Source organism: Arcicella rosea (assembly GCF_040543805.1).
Lineage (GTDB): Bacteria > Bacteroidota > Bacteroidia > Cytophagales > Spirosomataceae > Arcicella > Arcicella rosea.
The window spans coordinates 152053-174847 of sequence record NZ_JBEUMS010000005.1 but is presented as its reverse complement, the minus strand read 5'-3'; the positions used below and the strand labels follow the sequence as shown (position 1 = coordinate 174847).

Below are 22795 nucleotides of genomic sequence, written 5' to 3'. Positions count from 1 at the left end.
TTTTATTCTTTTTTTTAAAGATTTTCAATAATTTTTTCCTCTAATCGATTTTCTAAGGTTTTATCAATCCATTCTGTCTCGTTTTCCATTGGAATATTCTGAAAATAGGCACTTTCTTAAATAATTCTCTAAAATTTTGCATAAACAAAGCCATTTGTATTAAAATTGAATTTAAAACATTCAAATTGTCTCGTTTCTAACTTTAGTTTGACTATTCCCCTTTCTCAAAATTAATTCAAATTGTCTCTGTTCAATATTTTTAGAGAATTTAAAAAGCATTCAAGGCACATTCAAAAAGTCTCTCTTCTAGTATTCTTAATTGATTGTTTTTATTTTAAACTAATTCAAATTGTCTCACTTGTGTGTAGGGATTATCATAAAACTTAGCAGATAATTTCGCTTAAATTACTCAGTTGTCTGATTAATAAGTACTTATCAAACATTCAAATTGTCTCATTTCATAGCGAGGCTATTACTTTTGTCATAGAATTGTCATAGAAAAGAATACATTCAAAAAGTCTCGCTTTGAAAATTATGTGAATATCTATGCTTTAAATAAAAATTAATTCAAAAAGTCTCACTACTGTTGGGTAAAAGCATTCAATTTGTCTCTTTTATAAGTGTTTTTTAACTTTATTTTTTCTTTAAAATACATTCAAAAAGTCTCTCTTGATGATTAATGAATGTATTTCTTCATTTCAAACAAAAGCATTCAAATTGTCTCTAGTCTACATTCAATTTGTCTCACTTTCAACAAGTTTTAGGAATGTATATATAAGGGCATAAATTTGTTTTATTGATATTTAAAAGCATTCAAATTGTCTCTGTTCTTTTAATACATTGAAGATAGAACAGGTTCATTTATTGATAGCATTGGGTTCACAATGAACCCAATGCTATCAATAAAAACGTGTTTAGAACGCTTTTAGGCTTAATAAATAGCTATTTAAAATATTTTTTAAATATTATTGTTCAAAAAGAGTATCCAGAAAGTGTTTTCACATCTTTACTTTGAAACCAAATAAAGTGCAATAATTCCTATGCAACATTATAAAAACTTTAAACCAGAAGATTTTGCTTCTGACGCTTCATTCAGAAGGTGGGTGTTGGAAGGAAATGATTACGATACAATATTTTGGGAAAACTGGATAGATAATAATCCTGATAAAAGTGAAGACGTTGAGAATGGTAAAAATGTATTATTATCAATCACAAATGCTTTTAATCAAATCTCAGAAGACGAAATAGAAGAAGAACTTGGAAAACTTGAATTCAAATTAGACGAAAAGGATGAAGTGCAATCGAAATTAAGGTCATTATTCAATCCAAAACGTTTTTTTTATGCTGCTGCTTCCATTGCCATGTTGTTAGGTGGCTTCTGGTGGTTTAGCCCACACAAAGGAAGTGCAGAATACGGCAATGATATATTTCAAACGTTGGCAACTAAAATTATTAAAAGTGATTTGATAGAACAAGAAAACCATTCAGGTCACCAAATAGCGATTACTTTGACAGATGGGAGTACGGTTATTTTGCAAAATGAAAGTAAAATAAGTTACCCGAAAACATTTGCTAAGGAAAAAAGAGAGGTTTATTTAGAAGGAGAAGCATTTTTTGAAATTGCAAAAGACCCACGAAAACCTTTTTATGTATTTGCTAACGATTTAGTAACGAAGGTATTAGGAACTAGTTTTTTGGTACAAAGCGACAAAACAACCAATAAAGTAAAAGTTGTTGTAAAAACAGGAAGAGTATCGGTTTTTGAAAGAACAGCAGAAAATTTAAACAAGCAGCAAGCCCAAACTCAATTAGAAGGTTTGGTTTTGACGCCAAATCAACAAGTTGTTTTTGATGAAGTAGATAAAAGGATGCTTCGTTCGACGGTAGAAAAACCAGAAATTTTAGGATTGCCAATCCAGAAAAATCTATTTGAGTTTAACCATACGCCAATAGGAGAGGTGTTTGCCAAATTGGAAGAATCGTATGGATTGAAAGTGGTTTTTGATAAAGACGTAATGAAAGAATGTTATCTGACAGCCTCGTTGAGCGACGAACCACTGTTTGAAAAATTACTTTTGATTTGTAAAACAATTGATGCTAGGTATGAAGTAATCGACGCACAAATAATAATTTATAGTAAAGGATGTATTTAAACCCATAAAATATATGATAAAATAACTCAATTAGACAGTAAATTATCAAAAAAATAAGGCGAAAGTGCTGCAACACCTTCGCCTTGTGAGTCCCCAAAATCTATTGGCTAAGATGATACACACGAAAATGTGTACAGGGGAGAATTTTGCCGAATCATAACAATGACAAAACAAACAAATGTATGAAAAACAGATTACTATTTCAAAAAACAATTTTAAAAATCATGCGAATAAGTCTGTATCAAGTACTTATGGCGATTGTCTTTACAACTATCGCACAAGCTCATAAGACAATCGCTCAGGAAATACTTGAACGCAAAGTTTCTTTCCAATCAAACAATCAAAGTGTTGAGTCTATTTTACATAAAATTGAAAAAGTTTCAGAAGTACAATTTATGTACAATCATCAAATTTTTGATGCCAAGCAGAAAATCTCTTTCAATGCTGAAAATGAGAAGCTTGAGAAGGTTTTAGACAGACTTTTAAGTCCACTAAAAATTGATTATGAATTAGCAGGTAATAGAATAATCCTAAAAAGAGGCTTAAAAACAATTACTAGTATTAATGCAATTGAAAATACAAGTACAGAATTAGTACTGGCAGATCAGTTGGTGAAAGGGAAAATTACTGATGAAAAAGGAGAGGGGATTCCCGGTGCAAATATCTCCATTAAAGGAACACAAAAAGGTACTTCTTCTGATGTTTCTGGTAATTATACTATTGCTGTACCTGATGATAAAGCAATTTTGATTTTTTCTTCAGTTGGTTTTGAGAAAAAAGAAGTAGCAGTTGGTAAACGTATAAATATAGACGTGACTTTAGCAACTGACGTTAAATCTTTAGAAGAAGTAGTTGTAGTCGGCTATGGTACAGCGAAAAAAGCTACTTTAACAGGTTCAGTATCAACGGTTAATGCCGCTACTTTTAAAGATAGAGGACCTGTTTCAAGTCCATTAGCGGCATTGCAAGGACAAGTTGCTGGAGTAACGGTTACTCGTAGTTCGGCACAGCCCGGTCGTGAAGGTTGGAATTTCCAAATTCGTGGTGCTTCATCTGCTAATGCTACAGAGCCTTTGGTCATTGTGGATGGCGTACCAGTACCGAATGTAAGTGCTTTAAATTCATTCAACCCGAATGATGTTGAAAATATTTCCTTCTTGAAAGACGGAGCGGCTGCCATTTATGGTTCGAGAGCTGCGGGTGGTGTGGTGTTGATTACAACCAAAAGAGGAAAATCTGGTAAAGTAACCATCGAATACAACGCTTCTACTTCCATGAAAAAAGTAGGTTTATTACCTAAATTGGTAGATATTAATGGTTGGGGACCGATGATTAAAGAAGCAAGAACTGCTGATGGCTTTGCGCCAACAGATATTTGGTATAATTACGGAAATGTTTCTATGTTAGCTTTAGCGGCTGGGAAACAATGGCTTACGAAAGCAGAATATGATGCTTTAAGTCCAAGTGGTGCGAGTTTGTTTTCGGATGTCAAAGATTTTACCTTCTTCAATGGAACAGAACAAGATATGTTATGGGGAAATGCTCGTTCATCAGAACATCAATTAAGTATTTCTGGAAGAACTGAAAAAGCAGGTTATCGCATTTCATTGGGATATTTGGATGATGGAAGTCTATTGAAAGTAGGGAATAATTCAGCGAGACGTTATAATTTCCGTTTGGCACACGATTATCAGTTTTCAAGCAAGTTGAGAATGGAGACAAATATCTCTTTTGAAAAGCAAGATATTACTCAACCCACTTATTTGGGCGATATTGTAAACAACGGTAACCAACCAGGTAAACCATTGAGTGGCTTAGGATTAACAGATAAACCTTATATTTGGGGTTCTGGTTTAGGAAATGCTTCGGTGAATCAAATTGCTAATTTAGGAGGCGATAACGATGAGTACAACAATCGTTTTAACACCAATTTGAATTTAACTTATAACATCACGCCAGAATTGAAAGCCGTAGGTTTTGCAGGATATTATTTGTTCAATACTGATATTAGAACTTTAGGAAATTCTATTCCTTGGTATAATTATGCAGGAGATATTTTACTTTCAAATTTACCAACTCGTAGTTTTTATCAACGTTCAACCAGACAAGAGGCGAATTATAATTTGAATGGCTATTTGGAATACGATAAACAAATCGGGAATGGTCATAATATCAAAGGAGTAGTAGGAGCACAGTTTGAACGTTTTGAGAAAAACATTTATATCGCAAAAACTTTTGATGTATTGGCCAATGTACCGCCATCATTAGGTTTAAGTACTGGTGACGGAACTTCAAAAACTGTTGCAGAAAATCAGTTTCATACAGCATTAGGTGGTTATTTTGGTCGTTTGAACTATAATTATGCAGATAAGTACTTCGTAGAAGCGAATGCTCGTTACGATGGCTCTTCAAAATTCCGTGCGCAAGATCGTTGGAAATTATTCTATGGTGTATCTGCTGGCTGGCGTTTGAGCGAAGAGTCGTTCATCAAAGATTTAGGAGTATTTGATGAATTGAAACTGAGAGGTTCTTATGGAATTATGGGTAACCAAAGTGGTATTGATAATTACGATTATATTCAATTCTTAAACCTAGCATATTCTACTTCATCTACAGATGCCAATTACCCAATTATTGGTACAAGTCCTGTGGTGCGTGTTACTCCAACGAATACTTTGGTGGCTTATGACCGTACTTGGGAAAGATTAGAATCGAAAAACGTAGGACTTGATTTTACTTTATTAAACCGAAAACTATCCGGAACATTTGAATATTTCTGGAAAAGAAATAATAATATGTTGTTGAGTAGAACATACTCTGCCTTGATGGGTGCTTCTGCTCCAAAAGGTAATAATGGCGATTTATCCGTTTGGGGATGGGATTTATCATTGAACTGGAGAGATAAAATCGGAGATTTCTCTTATCGTATTGGGGGCAATATTTCGGATAACCAAAATAAATTGGTTGATTTTGGTGGACAAACCATCATTAGCAGTGGTAATAGAGGTTTTAATAGTGCAGTACAAGGTTATCCAATTGATTCATATTTTGGATTAGTTTATGATGGTCGTATCCAAACAGCTGAACAATTAGCCGCCTACCGAAAATACATTACAGGAAATAATATTGGTATGCCAGCAGGTGCTGAAACGGCTCAAGCAAATAATAAACTTGCTTTAGGAGACAATATGTACAAAGATGTAAATGGCGATGGTAAAATTACTTTCCCTGAAGATGCAGTATTTCTAGGAACAGATAAACCTCGTTTATCTTACTCTTTCAATGGAGGAATCGAATACAAAGGCTTTGATTTAAACTTTATATTTCAAGGTGTAGGGAAAAGAACCATTATTCGTGATGGAAACTGGAGAATTCCAGTAGCAGTAATTTTCCAAGCACAGAATGCTGCTTTCCAAGACCAATGGTGGACGCCCACTAGAACGGATGCAAGTTTACCTCGTATTTCAAGTACAGGTACAATTAATAATTATAATTATTTCCCATCTAATTGGATTGTTGAAGATGGTTCTTATCTAAGATTGAAAAACTTGGTGATTGGTTATACCATTCCGAAAACAATCACTCAGAAAGCTAAAATCGAAAGATTAAGAGTTTATTTTTCAGGAAATGATTTATTTGAATTCTCAAAAATTAAAGATGGTTGGGACCCAGAAGCACCAAGAACGGTATCGAATGCTGGTGATGGCGACAACAGTGGTGTGAGTACTTTCAGCCAGCGTTTCCCATTCTATCGCTACTTTACTTTTGGTGTTAACTTAACTTTTTAAGATGAGCTTTCATCGTGGACGATTAAACCATTGAGAATTTTAAAATTAATAAGGAAATGAAATTTAACAATAGATATTTAAGAATAGCACTAGCAGGTTTATTATTAACCAATGTTAGTTGCAATAGTTTGGTTGATATGAAACCTATCAACGAAATTTCAGATGCTGATTACTGGAAAACAGCTGACCAGTTTAAACTCGCTGCCAACGAATTTTATACTTACTTACGCACTTTCACTGATGTGATTAACGATAATCCACATTCAGATCGTAGAAGTGATATTGTTTACACAACGGGTGGTTCGGTTTTTAGTAATGGCTCTAACACAATTCCTGCATCTGATGGAAACTGGAATACGGCTTATGCCAGAGTACGTGCTACTAATTATTTGTTGGATAAAGCGAATACTTATAGTCAACCCGCTGAAATTCAGAAGTATGTAGCTGAAGCAAAGTTTTTCAGAGCTTACACATACTTCGATTTATTACAACAATTTGGTGGCGTGCCTATCGTATCAAAGCTATTGACAACTACTTCTCCAGAACTGATAAGTCCAAGAAATACAAGAGATGAAGTAATAGATTTTATCATTCAAGATTTAGAAGCGGCTATTGCCATTTTGCCTACTGAAAATGCGATTGCAGCAGCAGATAAAGGGAGAATTAGCAAAGGTGCAGCACAAGCCTTTTTGGGAAGAGTAACTTTATACGAAGGAACTTGGCAGAAATCAAGAGGAAATGCGACTCGTGCAAATACTTTATTGGATAAATCAATTGCTAATTCAGACGAAGTAATTAAAAGTACACAATACGAATTGTTTGCGCCAATTGCTTTGGGAGATTCTGCTCAGAAATACTTATTTATCTTAGAAAATCAGCAGTCGAATCCAGCAAATATTACTAAAGCAGCCAACAAGGAGTATCTTTTAGCGAATAGATATGATTTTGCTTCTCGCCAAATTCGTTTCAATGTTACGCATACTTTATTGAATAACGTGGTATGGATTACTCGAAAATTTGCTACAATGTACTTATCGAAAGATGGTTTACCAATTGAAAAATCGCCTTTGTTTAAAGGTTTTGCTACGACAACCTCTGAATTTGAAAACAGGGATAATCGTATGAAATATAATATGATGCTGGATGGAAAGCAGTATTTTGACAATGAAAATCCTGGTTCAAGAACTACTTGGAAAGGCGATGCCGCAGAAATAGCTTTATCAAGAGGAAAACATAAGTCAAATACGGCTTCAGGTTACGGCAACCAGAAATTTTGTACAGAAAGACGTTTAGACGACAACCAAGAAGGCTACGATTTTCCTGTAATCAGATATGCTGAAGTATTATTGAACTATGCCGAAGCTGTTTATGAAAGAAATGGAACGATTTCAGATCTTGATTTAGATAAATCGCTGAATTTGGTTCGTAATCGTGTCAACAAATTGATGCCTAAATTGAGCAATGCTTTTGCACAAACCAATGGACTTGATTTAAGAACAGAAATCAGAAGAGAGCGTACTATTGAATTGTATTTGGAAGGTTTCAGAAGAGATGATTTGATTCGTTGGAAAACGGCTGAAATAGAAATGCCAAAGCCAATTGAAGGCATCACTTGGACGGGTACAGCTTATGAAACTTATTGGACAGGTATTAAAAATAACATTGTGAATGGCAATTTCCGTTTAGAAACTAGTCGCCAATGGCAAGAAAAACATTATTTATTGCCAATTCCATCACAACAATTACAGTTGAATCCTAGCCTTGTACAAAATACGGGTTGGTAGTTATAGGTATTTTCTCAGATAATTTTTTAGAACAAGGGCTATATTATGTTAGCCCTTGTTTTTTATAATACTTAATTTGTGCTATTTTGTAATATTGGTAAAGTACAAAAAATTAAATTTAATATTTTGTGTAAATGTCTGTTTTGTAGTGTATTATGTTTTGTAGGTGTGTTTTATATATTGTTTATATTTAATTTATTAATTTCTCTCAAAAGCTTCATTCAATTCTGCAATTGTGTATTGCCAAATACTTTCAGAGCCTTTTTGCATGCCTTTTATTTTTTCAAAAACAGTTTCGTAGCTTACATTATATTCTGTCCAAGTGCCGCCCTGGTTAGAACGATTTTGTAAGATAGGTTGAAGTCTATCCATCGTCTTGGCGAATTTCGCCTCATTACTTTTCCCTTCTTCAAATTCTAGCCAAATATCAATGTATTCCTGTGCTTGTTTGGGCGATAAAATCCCAAAAATGCGTTGCGCCGCAATGAATTCTTCATCAGTATTCACATGGTTTTTAGTGGTATCATACAGAAAAGTATCGCCAGCATCAATTTCCACAATGTCGTGTATCAAAACCATTTTTAATACTTTCAACACATCAATGGGTTCATTAGAATGTTCAGCTAAAACCAAAACCATCATTGCCAAATGCCAACTGTGTTCGGCATCGTTTTCATGTCTATCGCTATTAAATAATTTCGTTTTGCGTTGAATATACTTTAGTTTATCAATTTCCTTGATAAATTCAATTTGCTTTAATAGTTCGTTAACTTGCATTGTAATCTTCTTTTTAATTATTCCTGTTATTAGTTTTATGTTTGCAAAGGAAATATCATTTTTTGCTATTTAAAAGGACAATTGTCCCAAGGATAAAATGCTTAGAATAAATAAAGAATTATTGAATTTTTTGGTCGCACTTTATCATTCAGATACGGAAGGTAATATTATTGAGCAGACTTTTCAGCCTAAAAGTCAAATTTTACAAGAAAACAAACAAGTGTTTTCGGTCTATATTATCAAAAGTGGTATTGCTAAATGTTATTTAACGGAAGATACAGGCGATGATTTTATTCAAGAATTTTTTGGAGAGGGATGGATATTTGGAGAAATAGAAGTTATTAGAGATGAACTAAGTTTTTGTAGTATAGATGCTATTTCGGAATTAGTAGTGTATAAAATTTCTAAGGATTTTTTCAATAAATTACTTAACACAAACGAAGCTTTTAATCGTTTGATATTAAAAATTCTAGCCAATAAAATCTATTTTAAGGCCATTCGCCATTCTTATAATCAATCACATCCTGTTGAATCTAAATTGTTAAGACTAAAAGATGATTTTGCTGATTTAGCCAATCTGATTTCCAAACAAGAAATTGCCAATTATTTAGGCATTACCATAAGAAGCCTAAACAGAACGCTCAAAGAGTTAAAAGTAAAAGGTTTGATGGATTTTTAACAATAATAGAATAGGAGAGGGGGAGTAATGAAAAAAGCAAACGCTTACAATATTTAAAGAAATACCGTTTAGGAATACAAAAGAGAGAGAATTGTCGGTTGATGATTCTCTCTCTTTTGTAAACACATTTCTGCTTTCGAGTATCGTTTTAATGCTCGTGAGTATCGAATCAATGCTTTCGAGTATCGTTTTAATGCTCATGAGTATCGAATCAATGCTTTCGAGTATCGTTTTAATGCTCGTGAGTGTCAAATCAATACTTCTGAGTATCATTTTAATGCTTCATAATGTCTCATCGTCTTATAAGTAGAAAAGCCTAAATCGTCCTCAAACCGAACAGTCACTGTAACAAAACCGTACACTTTAATAATAGCTTAAAAATATTAAGTTTCTGATAAACAGTGATTTATGTTTTTTGGCATAGTTCTGTTAATACTATTAGCATGATTGAAAAAATGTAAATATTAAGCATTTAACCTCAACCTTTCAAATAAATTTTAATTTCTAAAAAACAAGAAAATGAAAACTTTAGTAAAAACTTTCGCAATTGCTTTATTCACAACAGTATCATTCTTTGCTAATGCAACAACAGATACTAACGAGGCTACAAACGCTAAAAAAACTTTTGCAGTGGGTATTTATCAAACAATTAATACATTAAAAATGAATGTAATGATTGATAAATTGGCGGGTAAAAAAATTACCATTCAATTAAAGAATGAAGATGGTGAGGTAATTCACACAGAGATTGTCGGAAAGAAAGAAACAGCTTATCGTGGAAATTATGACCTTAAAGAATTGGAGGACGGTAAGTACAGCTTTGAAATCAGCGATGGAAATGCTAAAATCGTGAAGAATGTACAAGTAGGGACAACAAAACCAGCACCCTCATCTTCTGACCGTTTTATTTCGTTGAACTAATCATTTTTTAACAGCTAAACCTAAATTTAAAAGCGGATTATTCGATAAGAGTAATCCGCTTTTTGTTTGAAAATAGTTTACTCTAAATTAATCTCCTGATTTTTAGGATATTTAACACTATATTTCAAAATGTGTTTTTTCTCTTGCTTGGCTGGAAGCTGGTATTTCCAAGTAAGTATTTTACTTTCTTTATCTAGCGTGGCATCTTTGTATTCTTGTTCTTCCACCGTAATTTCCTTCGTCGTAGAAATCGGAAATTGGTCTTGAATAACAATATTGATACTTTGCTGTTTGTTATTTCTTACACTGATTTCAAAACCTCTATTTTCATTTTTATAATTACTCAAAAACTGCTTGGTGCTAAATTCTTTCAGTCTTTTTCGTTCAATGATAATGCCTTTGTCTCTTCCCAACGAAATATTAAGCGTATCACCAGCGTGACGAACATCGAGGATTGATTTACCTAAATAAGCACCTTCTAAGTAAAGGTTTACTTCACCTTCCAATAAATTAAGGTCTTGCCAGTCAATCAATTTTGCTGTTAAGAAAACATCTTTCTCTAGTTTTGGTACAGCAAAGTACTCGTACAATGCTGGCACCGTTTGGTTTTTAATATCAACCGAATACATTTTTCCATCATTCAAAATCGTATAAGGAACTTCAATTTCAAAAGTTAAAGTAGTGGGCTGATACTTTTCTGTAGTTACTAATGGAGCAGATGGAGCAGCGCTTATAGTGCTGACTGCACCTGTCATATTCATCTTACGTTGAACGCCATAGCCTACCACAACTACTTCGTTGAGAGCAGGGTTATCTTCTTCCAAAGCAACATTAATCTTTTTACCATTGATATATGCTTCCTGCTTTTTATAACCGATAGAATTAAAAACTAGGTATTGAGCATTTTCAGGAAGCTTTAAACTAAAGTTTCCATCACTGTCAGTTGTAGTTCCAATTGTAGTTCCTTTTACACTAATTGTTACACCGGGTAAAGGTAAATTTGTGCCTCTTTCTGTTACTTTTCCTGAAATTTCGTTGGCATTATTTATGACAGGTGAGCTAAATGCGATTGATTTGGTTTCTCCGAAACGCAAATACCAAGGTTCTAAATTAGGAGCGATACCACTTTCGGTTGGGTCGCCATTTGAAATGGTTAATTTTACATCTTTCCAATCTTCGCCAGAACTTTGATATACATTGGCTTTGAGCGATAAATCTATTGGATTGCTAATGTCTTTTACTCTTAAATCATAGGTAGCAAACCATCCTGCTTTTTTTACAAAATAGCTTACATCGAAAGAAGAACTCCCCATTTCTTTAGCCGAAACCGTTACTAAAATATCGCTAGTTGCGTACTCTTTGTTATTGTTCAGGGCTCTTAACTGATAGTCGATTGTACGAATACTGCTATCTATTTTTTGGATAGTTTTTTCGTATTCAATTTGTTTCATCAGGACTTCCGAAAGTCTATTTCTTTGAAAATCAACAGCTTCTTTCAAATCTGTGGTTTTCACCCCAGTATTGCTTCCGCCAATGGATTGATTTTTAGTCAGGATGATTTCTTCGTTTTTAAAAACAGCAAGCATACTTTTTTCAACTCTTAATTTTGCTTTTAGACTTGCCTGTTGGTTTTCCAGCGTAGAAGTTTCCTCTCGTCGCTTTTGTTCGTTCAAATAATTCGTTTGATGAATAACCGACAAAATAGTAAAATTTCCGAAGCCTTTTACTTGAATACTTTGTACATCAATGTTTGGCGAAATACCCGAAAAAACTAATTCTGTTTTGCCAGCTTGTAAATTTACTTTGGCTTTTCGACTGACTTGTGCGCCACTGGTGAAAACGGTTACTTGCTCAATTTTAGAGCTAACATTTTGTTTTTTGCCTTGGGCGATGGTCTGTTGCCCACAGAAAACAATAAAACTAAATAGGTAAAGTGCGATTGTTCTTTTCATTTGTTATGTAGTTTTTGAGTTTAAATATTTTAATAATGAGAGTAATATGCTTTCTTAAAGACCAACCACCTTAAAATCCGAAATCTCCTGATGCGAAAACGTAGAGCGAAAACCAAAGTAAGATTGTGTAGGAAAATGCTCGTCTTTCGCCTCAAAAAATTTTTCACCATCAGCCCAAAAGCTTGTCATATTATCTTTAACGATAATTATGATTTGATATTCATGATTGGGCTTTAATAAATATTTTGCTTCGTTTTTTTCGGCTAAAAGTTTTCTTTCACCAGTGCCTTCGTACTTTCTGAAACGAGTGGTTGTATTGGTATTACCGCCCATGCCCACATAATACATTTTTAGATTATCATAGTCTTCAAATTTTCCAGTACGAGTAAAGAGATTGGTATTCTTGGGGTCTTCTGCCAACCAAAAAACATTCAAATCTGAAAGTCTGTCGTTTACTCCTCCGTTCAAAATAAACATTCGTTTAAAAGTAATCATATAATTACCTTTTAGTGTTTGATTGAACCAAACGCTTACACCACCTTTGGTATCCAGAACAAGCTTATTATCAACAGTATATACTTTAGAATTGGGCAATGGTTCTATTTCTGAAACCCATTTTTGAGGATTGAGTACTCCTTGAAAATCTTCAGAAAAAAGAATTTTTTGATGATGAATTTGAAGCTTACAAGCGATTAGTATATTTAGTATAGAGACAAAAAGTACAAGATTTCTTTTATTCATGGCGTTTAAACAATAGTTTTAGGTAAAAATTGGGTAAAAATACAGATTAATTTGCTTTCTAGCCTTGAGCTGAACGCAATAAACTAGCATTTTTCCAATAGGTTTGAAGTTTAAAATGACGGTCAAAGTAATCAGCAACTAACTCTCAAAATAACAATATATGAAATCACCTTTTTCGTTTACACGTCGATCATTTGTTAAAAATTCAATGATTGCCGCAGGCTTACCGCTTGCTTCTTCTGTTAATTTCCAAAAAGAAAAAAAAGTATTCGTCGCTGAGCCAAATGCTGTACCACTTGCTTGGCTCGACAAGCAAATCTCTCCATTTTTCAAAGGAACCACTTGGGGAACTCCTTGGGCTAAAGGTTTACACAAAAAAGGAACAGAATTTACCTTAAAAAGTAATGGAAATGATATTCCTACTCAAACTTGGCCATTGGCTTATTGGCCAGACGGAAGTTTAAAATGGACAGCTCATGCCATCAGTAAAAATGAAAAACTAGCTGATAATATTCAGTTGAAAGTAGGAAAACCAGTTAAACCAGCAGTTTCTCTATCTGTTCAAGAAGGAGCAAATAGCATCAAAATTGACACAGGAAAAATTCAATGTGAAATCAATAAAAAAGGACAAACTTTAATTACTTCTTTGCAAAGAGCGGGACAAATCATTGCGCAAAATGGCAAATTGGTTTTGTCGGTTCAAGACAATGTAGAAGCTGGAGAAACATTTAAAATTGATACTTTTGAAGGAAAAATAGATAAAGTAAGTGTAGAACAAAGTGGCGACATCAGAGCCGTTGTAAAGATTGAAGGTTCGCATCAAAATACTGCTTCAAAAAGTTTATTACCTTTTGTCGTTCGTTTGTACTTCTATGCAGAAGCGGAATCTATCCGAATTATTCATACCATTATTTATGATGGCGACGAAAACAAAGATTTTATCAAAGGTTTGGGCATTCGCTTTTCTGTTCCTTTAAAAGAAGCGTTGTATGATAGACATATTCGTTTTGTTGGAGAAAATTCAGGCGTTTTTACAGAAGCTGTACAAGGTTTATCGGGTTTAAGAAGAGATGCAGGAAGAATCGCTTTAGATGCCCAAATAGGAGGGAAGTCGGTTACACAATTGCCTGATAATGTGTTGAAAAATATCCAGTACATTCCAGCTTTTGGCGATTATACTTTATTTCAAGGCTCGCCTGATGCTTTTGATATTCAGAAAAGAACAAAGGCAGGACATTCGTGGGTACAATCTGCATTTGGTGGACGTGCCAGCGGAACTGGTTATTTCGGTACACCAAAAGGAGGAATTGCTTTTGGCATTCGTAATTTCTGGCAAAGTTTTCCTGCACAAATAGATATAAAAAATGCTCATACAGAGCAAGGAGAAGTAACGTTATGGTTTTGGGCTCCAAAATCACCAGCGATGGATTTACGTTTTTACCATGATGGAATGGGGGAAGACACGCACGAAAAACAATACAGTGCTTTAGATATTACTTATGAAGATTATGAACCAGAATTCGGCAGACCATTTGGCGTAGCCCGCACCAGTGAATTACAAATTTGGGTTTTATCAGAAACACCTTCTGGCGAAAACTTGGTAGAGATTGCCAAGCAAATTCAAGAACCTGCTTTATTGGTGGCAACGCCAGAGTATTTGGCACAAGTAGGAATTTTTGGAAGTGCTTTTTCTGTACCTGAAAAAACTGCTTCAGCCAAAAAACAAGCGATTGAAAGTCAACTAGATTTTTACTTTGATTATTATAAAAAGCAAATCGACCAACGTCGTTGGTATGGTTTCTGGAATTTTGGCGATGTGATGCACAGTTATGATAATGACAGACACGTTTGGCGTTATGATGTGGGCGGTTTTGCTTGGGATAATTCAGAACTTTCAACGGATTTATGGCTTTGGTATTATTTCTTGAGAACAGGCAGAAACGACGTTTTCAGAATGGCAGAAGCCATGACTCGCCACACTGGCGAAGTAGATGTGCATCATATCGGACGTTTTAGTCCGCTAGGTTCTCGCCACAATGTACAACACTGGGGCTGTAGTGCCAAACAGTTGAGAATCAGCACGGCTGCCAACCGTCGTTTTTATTATTACTTAACTGCGGACGAAAGAGTAGGGGATTTGATGCGAGAACAAGTAAATGCAGATAGAACGCTTAGAACGATTATTCCGGGAAGAAAAATCGGACAAAAAGCTCCTGAATCCGACCCTAAAGGTGAATTGGCAAGTGTTTCTTTTGGAACAGACTGGGGCGCATTATCAGCCGCTTGGCTCACAGAATGGGAACGTACCGAAAATCCTCAGGTAAAAGCCAAATTACTCAACAGTATGCGTACTATTGCTGAACAAGCACATGGCTTTTTGACGGGTGGTGCAATTATGGAATTGGCGACAGGGAAATTTCAGCAACAAGATGCTAAAAAACTGTCGGTTTCACATTTAAGTGCTGTGTTTGGTTTGGCTGAAATTTGTGCTGAATTGATTGATGTAGTAGATATGCCTATTTTCGAAAAAGCTTGGCTACAGTATTGTCAATTATACAATGGAACTGCCGAAGAACAAAAAGCAGCATTAGGCGAAAGCTTGAAAAAATTAAATTTAGAACAAGGTCATGCTCGACTAACCGCTTTTGCTGCTAAACGTAGCAAAAATGCTGAATTAGGAAAACGTGCTTGGAAGGAATTTTATGCGGGAGAAGGCGGTATCAAAAAACCATCTACTAAAATTACCAAATTAACAGGACCAACAGTACTTAATCCTGTGGAAGAAGGCGTTGCGATTTCTACCAATGGTGTAGCACAATGGGGTTTAGCAGCCATGCAATGTTTGGCTTTTGCAGGAAATGAGTTGGAGTAAGATTCAAGTAAAAAAATGATTGTCAGTATATTATGTGAAATTCACTTTAGTTATACTCGCATTAGGCAAAAAACAAATATTTTGCCTAATGCTTACAGCCTATCGCCTACAGCAAATAATAAATTGTTTGAATTTTGCAAGTATTGCTTTGTTCACCGCAATAAAGATGTTTTGTTTCCAGTCTAATTTTGTCTTGTCAAAAAACAATAAATATTGTCAAACAAAACAATTTAACAAATGGAAATTTCATCACAAAAAGTATGGTTTGTAACAGGAGCATCCAAAGGTTTGGGGCTTGATTTAGTGAAACAATTATTAGAACAAGGCTATAAAGTAGCAGCAACTTCAAGAAATGTAGAAGAACTAAAAAATGCCGTTGGAATCATTTCAGATAATTTTTTACCACTTTCTCTACAGCTTAATCAACAAGAAAGTATTGCAAAAGCCATTCAAGAAACGGTAAAATATTTTGATAAAATAGAAGTAATTGTCAATAATGCGGGCTATGGTTTAGTGGGAGCTTTAGAAGAATTAAGCGATGCCGAAGCTCGTCAAAATTTCGATGTGAATGTATTTGGTTCATTGAATGTCATCAGAGAAGCCTTACCTTATTTGCGGGAACAAAAATCTGGACACATTTTTAACATTGCTTCAATTGGAGGTTTTACAGGAGCATTTCCGGGCTTTGGAATTTACTGTGCAACAAAATTTGCCGTTCATGGTTTTTCAGAATCGTTGGCTACTGAAGTGAAACCTTTTGGGATTAAAGTAACCGTAGTTTCTCCGGGATATTTTAGAACAAATTTCTTGAATGATACTTCTTTAAGTGTACCGAAAAACCAAATTGAGGATTATCAAAATGTTCGTGATGTACAAAATACGCATGAAAATGATTATAATGGAAACCAAAATGGTGACCCAGTAAAAGCGGCAAAAGTAATGATTGAAGTGGCTGAAAGTCCAGAAGCGCCATTGCATTTATTCCTTGGTGCAGATGCTTATCATTTGGCGGAACTAAAAATGGAAGCCGTAAAACAAGATTTGGAAGCTGTTAGAACTTTGGCAACCAGCACAGGCTTTGATAATTAATCTCAATTTGTATTAAATCAAATGATAATTTGGTAAATTATGCTCAACCTGCTTTTTAAGCGGGTTTTGGGCTTTTAAATAATCCATAAAGAGATGTCAACTACCGAAACTTTAGAAGATTTCTATCAACAAAAATTCAGTTATCTTCCTGAAAATCTTAAACAAGATTTAGGGCATTTTAATGTTTTTAGGCTAGAGGATTGTCACGATGCAGATTCTCCACCAATCAATTATAGTCGTCGTGATTTTTATAAAGTATGTTTGATTCGAGGTAGAAACATTTATCATTATGCCGATAAAAGTATAGAAATTGATGGACCGACGCTCATTTTCTTTAATCCGCAAGTTCCATATACTTGGGAACCTGTATCGGGAGACCAAACAGGTTTTTTCTGTATTTTCAGAGAAGCCTTCTTTACAGAAAATCTTAGGAGTAATATTTATGATTTACCGATGTTTAAAATAGGAGGGAAGCCTGCTTATTTTTTAAACGAAGTACAGGAAAAGTTTATCAGCGATATTTTCCTGAAAATGTTGGAAGAAATCAATTCTGATTATCGTTATAAATATGACCTTATCCGTAATTATTTAACGGAAATGATTCATACTGCGATGAAGATAGAACCGACAGAAAGGCTTTATCAGCATCCCGATGCTAATTCAAGAATTACCTCAGTTTTTACTGAATTACTTGAACGACAATTTCCGATTGAGTCGCCTTCACAAAGGTTTTCATTGCGTTCTGCAAAAGATTTTGCGGAGAAATTATATGTGCATGTTAATCACCTGAATAGGGCAATTAAGACTACGACGGGTAAAACTACGACTGATTTAATTACTGAACGACTTACAAACGAAGCAATGGCTTTACTAAAACATACAGATTGGAATATTTCGGAGATAAGTTATTGTTTGGGTTTTGAAGAACCTGCTCATTTCAATAATTTCTTTAAAAGACAATTACAAATGAACCCTTCGGCGTATCGCTTGAATTAGTTGTGAATTAGTGAATTAGTGAATTAGTGAATTAGTGAATTGTGAGTTGGGGATTGGTTTACTTTAAGTTGATGAATTTAGTGAATTGTGCTTTTATATTAATCCACAATTCACTAATTCACAACTCACTCATTCACAATTACCATCCAGGGTTTTGTTGCATTGCTGGTGCTTTGCGGATTTCTGAATCTGGAATTGGTAAAAGATACATTTCTGGACGGAAATTATGACGTCTGATAGATTCTGTTACTTCATACGTATAAGTTGTTCCGTTTTTGATAATTCTCATACGCTTGTTGAATCCGTTGTTAACAGCCATCGCAATTTTCCAACGGCGAATATCATTCCAACGGTGGTCTTCAAAAGATAATTCGATACGGCGTTCATTTCTGATAACTTCTCTCATTTCCTCTTTTGTCATACCCGCTTTTAAACCATAAAGATTATTTGATCCCGGCTCAATACCTGCTCTTTCACGAAGTTCAATCAATTTAGGGTAAGCCAATTCTGGTTTTCCCGTTTCGTTGATAGCTTCGGCATAGTTCAATAAAATTTCAGCATAGCGTAATAAAGGCCAGCCTCTATTAGCATTGAAGCTACTATTAGCAGAAATATTTACATCACACATTTTACGAGTATAATATCCTGTTGTTTGTCCTGCCACAGTAAAGCCGTCTGTAGCCGCACCTTCATGCGTATAAACGGGTCTTAAAGCATTAGCAGATGCCAAGTAATATAAAGATTCGTTATAGACGATAGAGTAACCAAATCTAGGGTCACGGTCTTTATAAGGATTTTTTGGGTCATAACCAGAAGTCGCATCTGTAATGGCTTTTCCGTTTTTCATTGGAAAAGCATCAACCAAGTTTTGGGTTGGCATAGCGTTATTTCCACCACCTCTGGTTGGCATATTATAAAAACCTTCCATATCACGGTTTGCTACACGGTTTTGGAAGAAAATATACTCTGGATTTACTCTTTCTAAAAATACTTGAGCAAAGCCATTACCCGGTGCAGTAATATTATCTTTATACAAACTGTATTCGTTTGAATTGATAACTGCCAATGCAGCGTCAGCCGCTTTTTGCCAATGTGCAACATCATAAGTTGGATTACTTACAACTTTCGCTAAATCAGCATTTTGTGTTTCAGCACCACCATTGAACAATGGGCTTGCCGCATTCAATAAAATTCTTGCTTTTAATGCCAAGCAAGCACCTTTTGTGATACGTCCGTAATCTTGCTCAGAATACTCATTTTTACTTGGTAATTGTGCCGCCGCAGCATCCAATTCACTCGTTAAATAACTTACACATTCAGCATAAGAATTACGAGGTTCATTGATAAAGTCAGTAATATCATATACTTTATCTTTCACAATTGGTACGCCACCAAAGCTGATTAATAACCAGTGATAATACCAAGCTCTTAAGAAACGAGCCTCAGCTGCCATCTGAGTTTTCAATTTAGCAGACAATGGTGCTTGTGGCAATTTCTGCAATAATAAATTTACTCTACGGATATTGGTATAAGGCGTTGACCAAAATTCAAAGAATGGAAAATTGGTCGGACTTACCGTTCCGCTATAAAGTACTACTGCTTTCTGACCAGTACCAGAGTAACGATATTCAGCATCGTCGGTAGCTTCTTCAGTATTTCCGTGAGAATCCCAACGGCCTTTGTTAAAGCTAAAACCTACGTCGCTATAAATACGAAATAAGAAAGCCATTGTACGAGTACTATCGCTAAAAACCGTTTCTTCGGTTAAAGCATTTGTTTTTGGGTCGAGGAAATCATCAGAAGTTTTGCAAGCTGCAAGGAGACCAATGATACATCCAATTAACAATATTTTTTTCATGACTATTTTCTTCAAATAAGGTTAAACACTTAGAATGTGGCACTTATGCCGAGGTTAATTAACCTCTGAGGTGGATAACTTACTCTGTCTGTTCCAGAAGTAATCTCTGGGTCGAACTGATAGAGTTTACTTAATTTAGTGAACGTAAGTAAGTTAGAACCATTCATATAAATGCGTATTTGCGGAATACCTAGCTTTAAAGAGAATTTACTTGGTACTTCAAAATTTACCTGAGCATTACGCAAACGAAGGTAGTCGCCTGGAATAAACCAGAATGTAGAAGGATAACCTCCAGGATCACTAATCCCACCTAATAAAGTAAGACGTGGATATTTGGCATTATCTCCTAATTCTGGTGTCCAAGCTTGCTGGTGTATAGCGGTTAAGTTTGATGAAAACGCACGGATAGATTCAGCGGTACCTCTTACGTTAAAGTTGAGCGCTCCCTGAAAATTGGCACTGATACTGATACTCTTGTAACGAACTCCTAAATTGATACCATAAACAGTATTTGGTGTATTCGGATTTCCCGTTACCGACATATCATAGCCATCAATTTTACCATCATTGTTTAAATCGGCATATTTCAAATCGCCCGGTTGTACTGGTACAGCAGTTTTTGGACTACTAGCAATATCATCCGCATTTTTATAATAACCAATGAAAGTATAAGCTCTGATTTGTCCGATACTATTGCCAGTATAAGCTTGGTACGGATACAACGAACTAGGTTCGTCTTGGAAAATAATCTTGTTTTTAGCAACCGAATAATTTCCTTTGATTGAATAAGAGAAACCATTGTGAGTAGGACTTTGGTAACCCAATTCTAATTCAAAACCACGGTTGTTTACTTTACCAATATTTACAGGCGGTAAGCCTTGTCCGAAAATAGCAGAAACCGTTCCACGAGTAGTAAGGATGTCATAACGATTATTATCAAAGAAATCTACACTACCAGTAATTGAGCTATTCAATAATCCGAATTCTAAGGCAACGTCTAGTTTTTTCTCTTTCTCCCAAGTTACGTCGTTGTTGGCAAGTGTTCCTTCAAAAACGCCATTGTAACCATTACTTGAATAACCAAAGTTTGGTTGTACTACGCCGTTACCAGTACCATAGTTTTGCTGATAATAATACGAGAAACCACTTCCCAAAGCATCATTACCCACAATACCATACGACCCACGGATTTTAAGCATGTCAATGGTTTTGTAAATATTGGTTTGTTGGAAGAAAGGCTCTTCAGAGATATTCCAACCTGCCGAAGCCGCTGGGAACAAGCCAAAACGTTTATCACTTACAAAACGGTCAGAACCATTATAGGCAGCATTCAATTGTAATAAATAACGGTTTTTATAATCGTATCCTAAACGACCAGAATATCCTTGGAAGTTGTTTGGAATAAAATTGTAAACGTTATTGCTGTTAGATGCTGTTGTTGAGTTGCGGTTCATCAAAGCCAAACCATAAACGTGGTGAGCTTTGTTAAAAGTTCTATCATAATTCAAGATAAACTGCATATTGAATACTCTTGAAGTACTTCTTGGGTCATACCCGATGAAGAATCTTCTTACTCTATACACGTTAGGGTCACGTGGTTCGTAAGTATCTGTACTTGCATTATAAAGGAAAGATGGAAATTGGTCACGTGTCATACTTCTTGTATAAGCGTAATTGCTAGTGAAAGAAACACGACCTTGAATATTCAAACCTTCCGTAATAAAATTCAATTTCTGTTTAGCCGAACCAATGAAGTTAATATTGCTTTCATTACTTTGACTGTAGCCATAATACGACAAACGGCCAATTACGTTGTTTACGTTATAACTTGGGTTTTCGTTACGGCTCCAAGAACTATATCCTAATGAACCATCTGGATTATAAATCGGATAGGCAAATGGCGCCAAAGTAGCGAAACTACTATAATCATAAAACAAATCGTTATAACCAAATGGGCTACCAACTTGTGGGGTATTTACTTGGGCAAAGTTTCCGTATAAATCCAAACGTAAGTCTAATGTTTTAGTAACACTCATGTCAAGATTTGAACGATAATTATAACGTTGGTGGTAATAATTACTGTTTACGCCTTGTCCTTGACCATAATCTTTCAACATCCCGTCTTGATTCAAGTAACCTACTGAAACAAAGTATTTTACTCTTTCTGTACCACCCGATAAATCAAGGTTGCCTCTGTATTGCTTACTAAAAGTTTTGAATAAAGCTTCTTTCCAGTTCACATTTGGGTGACCGTAAGGGTCAGCTCCACTTTTATACAAGGCTAAATCTTCATCAGAAAAACGAGGTTTGAAAGATGGATTTGGATTAGCGGCATTGTCATTAATTTGTGCTTGGTTGTAAAGTCTAGCACTTTCAGCAGCATCTAAGTAATTTGGGATTTTAGTAGGTTGCGAAAGGGCAGTTTCTACTCTTACCGAAATTTGTGGTGGTCCTGCTTTTCCACGACGAGTTGTAATTACGACTACACCATTGGCACCTCTTACTCCATAAATAGCAGTAGTAGAGGCATCTTTTAAAATGGATAAACTTTCAATTTCGTTCGGGTCAATTCTAGCGAATTGATCATAAGAAAATTCAACGTCATCTACAATAATTAAAGGACGGTTATTCCCATTATATGAACTTACACCACGAATATAAAAGTTAGCGCCATCAGCCCCTGGACGACCAGAAGGTTGTTGTGAGAAAAAACCCGGTAATTTACCAGCCAAAGCGTTTTGTAAACTGGCAGCAGGGTTTTCACGAATTTCACGACCAGAAACTGAACTTACAGAACCTGTTAAAGTAAGTTTTTTCTGTTGTCCAAAACCTACCACGACAACTTCGTCTAAGCTTTTTTCGTCAGTTTCTAAAATAACGTTGAGGGTTGATTTATTCGCAACCAGTACTTCTTGTTGTTTATAACCCAAAGAACGAAAGATTAATACGCCACTTTGTCCTTTTAAGGTAATACGGAACTTTCCATTTTCATCGGTTAAAGTACCATTGGTCGTTTTCCCTTTCTCGAAAACGGATACGCCGGGAAGGGTCTCTTTGGCATCAGCGACAACACCACTGACGAGCTGCCCCTGTGCGTAAAGTGAACCGCTAGTGAAGGCGGTAAGGAATAACAGGATATATATTAGTTTTTTCATAAATTCTAATGAATTTTATTGTGCTTGAGT

Annotated in this window: 13 protein-coding genes; 8 read left to right on the top strand and 5 right to left on the bottom strand. The window is 35.2% G+C overall.

Going from position 1 to position 22795, the window contains the following annotated elements; genetic code table 11:
- The first annotated feature begins 1040 nt into the window (after positions 1–1040).
- The 3 genes from ABID42_RS08360 to ABID42_RS08350 all read left to right on the top strand — a co-directional run bounded on the left by ABID42_RS08360 (position 1041) and on the right by ABID42_RS08350 (position 7725).
- A complete protein-coding gene (locus tag ABID42_RS08360; RefSeq protein ID WP_367283257.1) occupies positions 1041–2153 on the top strand; it encodes a FecR family protein in 1113 nt (370 codons plus the stop codon).
- A gap of 182 nt (positions 2154–2335) precedes the next feature.
- On the top strand, positions 2336–5941 hold the full coding sequence (locus ABID42_RS08355; protein WP_367283256.1) for a TonB-dependent receptor: 3606 nt from the start codon (positions 2336–2338) through the stop codon (positions 5939–5941).
- Between the two features lie 56 nt (positions 5942–5997).
- On the top strand, positions 5998–7725 hold the full coding sequence (locus ABID42_RS08350) for a RagB/SusD family nutrient uptake outer membrane protein (RefSeq protein ID WP_367283255.1): 1728 nt from the start codon (positions 5998–6000) through the stop codon (positions 7723–7725).
- A gap of 198 nt (positions 7726–7923) precedes the next feature.
- On the opposite strand, the gene ABID42_RS08345 is transcribed toward ABID42_RS08350, so the two are convergent.
- Positions 7924–8502, bottom strand: coding sequence for an HD domain-containing protein (locus tag ABID42_RS08345; protein ID WP_367283254.1), 579 nt, complete (start codon positions 8500–8502; stop codon positions 7924–7926).
- 97 nt (positions 8503–8599) lie between these two features.
- On the opposite strand from ABID42_RS08345, the gene ABID42_RS08340 reads away from it, so the two are divergent.
- Positions 8600–9181: a Crp/Fnr family transcriptional regulator gene (locus ABID42_RS08340; protein ID WP_367283253.1), complete on the top strand. Its 582-nt coding sequence runs from the start codon at positions 8600–8602 to the stop codon at positions 9179–9181.
- 519 nt (positions 9182–9700) lie between these two features.
- The gene (locus ABID42_RS08335) at positions 9701–10102 is read left to right on the top strand and encodes a T9SS type A sorting domain-containing protein (RefSeq protein WP_367283252.1); all 402 of its coding nucleotides are present in this window, start codon (positions 9701–9703) and stop codon (positions 10100–10102) included.
- A gap of 77 nt (positions 10103–10179) precedes the next feature.
- On the opposite strand, the gene ABID42_RS08330 is transcribed toward ABID42_RS08335, so the two are convergent.
- Together ABID42_RS08330 and ABID42_RS08325 are read right to left on the bottom strand one after the other, a co-directional pair.
- Complete coding sequence (locus ABID42_RS08330) at positions 10180–12054, bottom strand: DUF4139 domain-containing protein (protein ID WP_367283251.1); 1875 nt, start codon at positions 12052–12054, stop codon at positions 10180–10182.
- Between the two features lie 54 nt (positions 12055–12108).
- Positions 12109–12795, bottom strand: a complete 687-nt coding sequence (locus tag ABID42_RS08325; protein WP_367283250.1) for a DUF6250 domain-containing protein — start codon at positions 12793–12795, stop codon at positions 12109–12111.
- Positions 12796–12955: 160 nt separating this feature from the next.
- On the opposite strand from ABID42_RS08325, the gene ABID42_RS08320 reads away from it, so the two are divergent.
- The 3 genes from ABID42_RS08320 (at position 12956) to ABID42_RS08310 (ending at position 17752) form a co-directional block, all read left to right on the top strand.
- Positions 12956–15667 (top strand): exo-rhamnogalacturonan lyase family protein, encoded by a 2712-nt coding sequence (locus ABID42_RS08320; RefSeq protein ID WP_367283249.1) that lies wholly within the window; start codon positions 12956–12958, stop codon positions 15665–15667.
- Between the two features lie 237 nt (positions 15668–15904).
- Complete coding sequence (locus ABID42_RS08315; protein ID WP_367283248.1) at positions 15905–16756, top strand: SDR family oxidoreductase; 852 nt, start codon at positions 15905–15907, stop codon at positions 16754–16756.
- Positions 16757–16849: 93 nt separating this feature from the next.
- Complete coding sequence (locus ABID42_RS08310; RefSeq protein ID WP_367283247.1) at positions 16850–17752, top strand: helix-turn-helix domain-containing protein; 903 nt, start codon at positions 16850–16852, stop codon at positions 17750–17752.
- A 139-nt stretch (positions 17753–17891) separates the two neighbouring features.
- On the opposite strand, the gene ABID42_RS08305 is transcribed toward ABID42_RS08310, so the two are convergent.
- Together ABID42_RS08305 and ABID42_RS08300 are read right to left on the bottom strand one after the other, a co-directional pair.
- Positions 17892–19610: a RagB/SusD family nutrient uptake outer membrane protein gene (locus tag ABID42_RS08305; RefSeq protein WP_367283246.1), complete on the bottom strand. Its 1719-nt coding sequence runs from the start codon at positions 19608–19610 to the stop codon at positions 17892–17894.
- A gap of 29 nt (positions 19611–19639) precedes the next feature.
- Positions 19640–22765, bottom strand: a complete 3126-nt coding sequence (locus tag ABID42_RS08300) for a SusC/RagA family TonB-linked outer membrane protein (protein WP_367283245.1) — start codon at positions 22763–22765, stop codon at positions 19640–19642.
- Positions 22766–22795 lie beyond the last annotated feature (30 nt).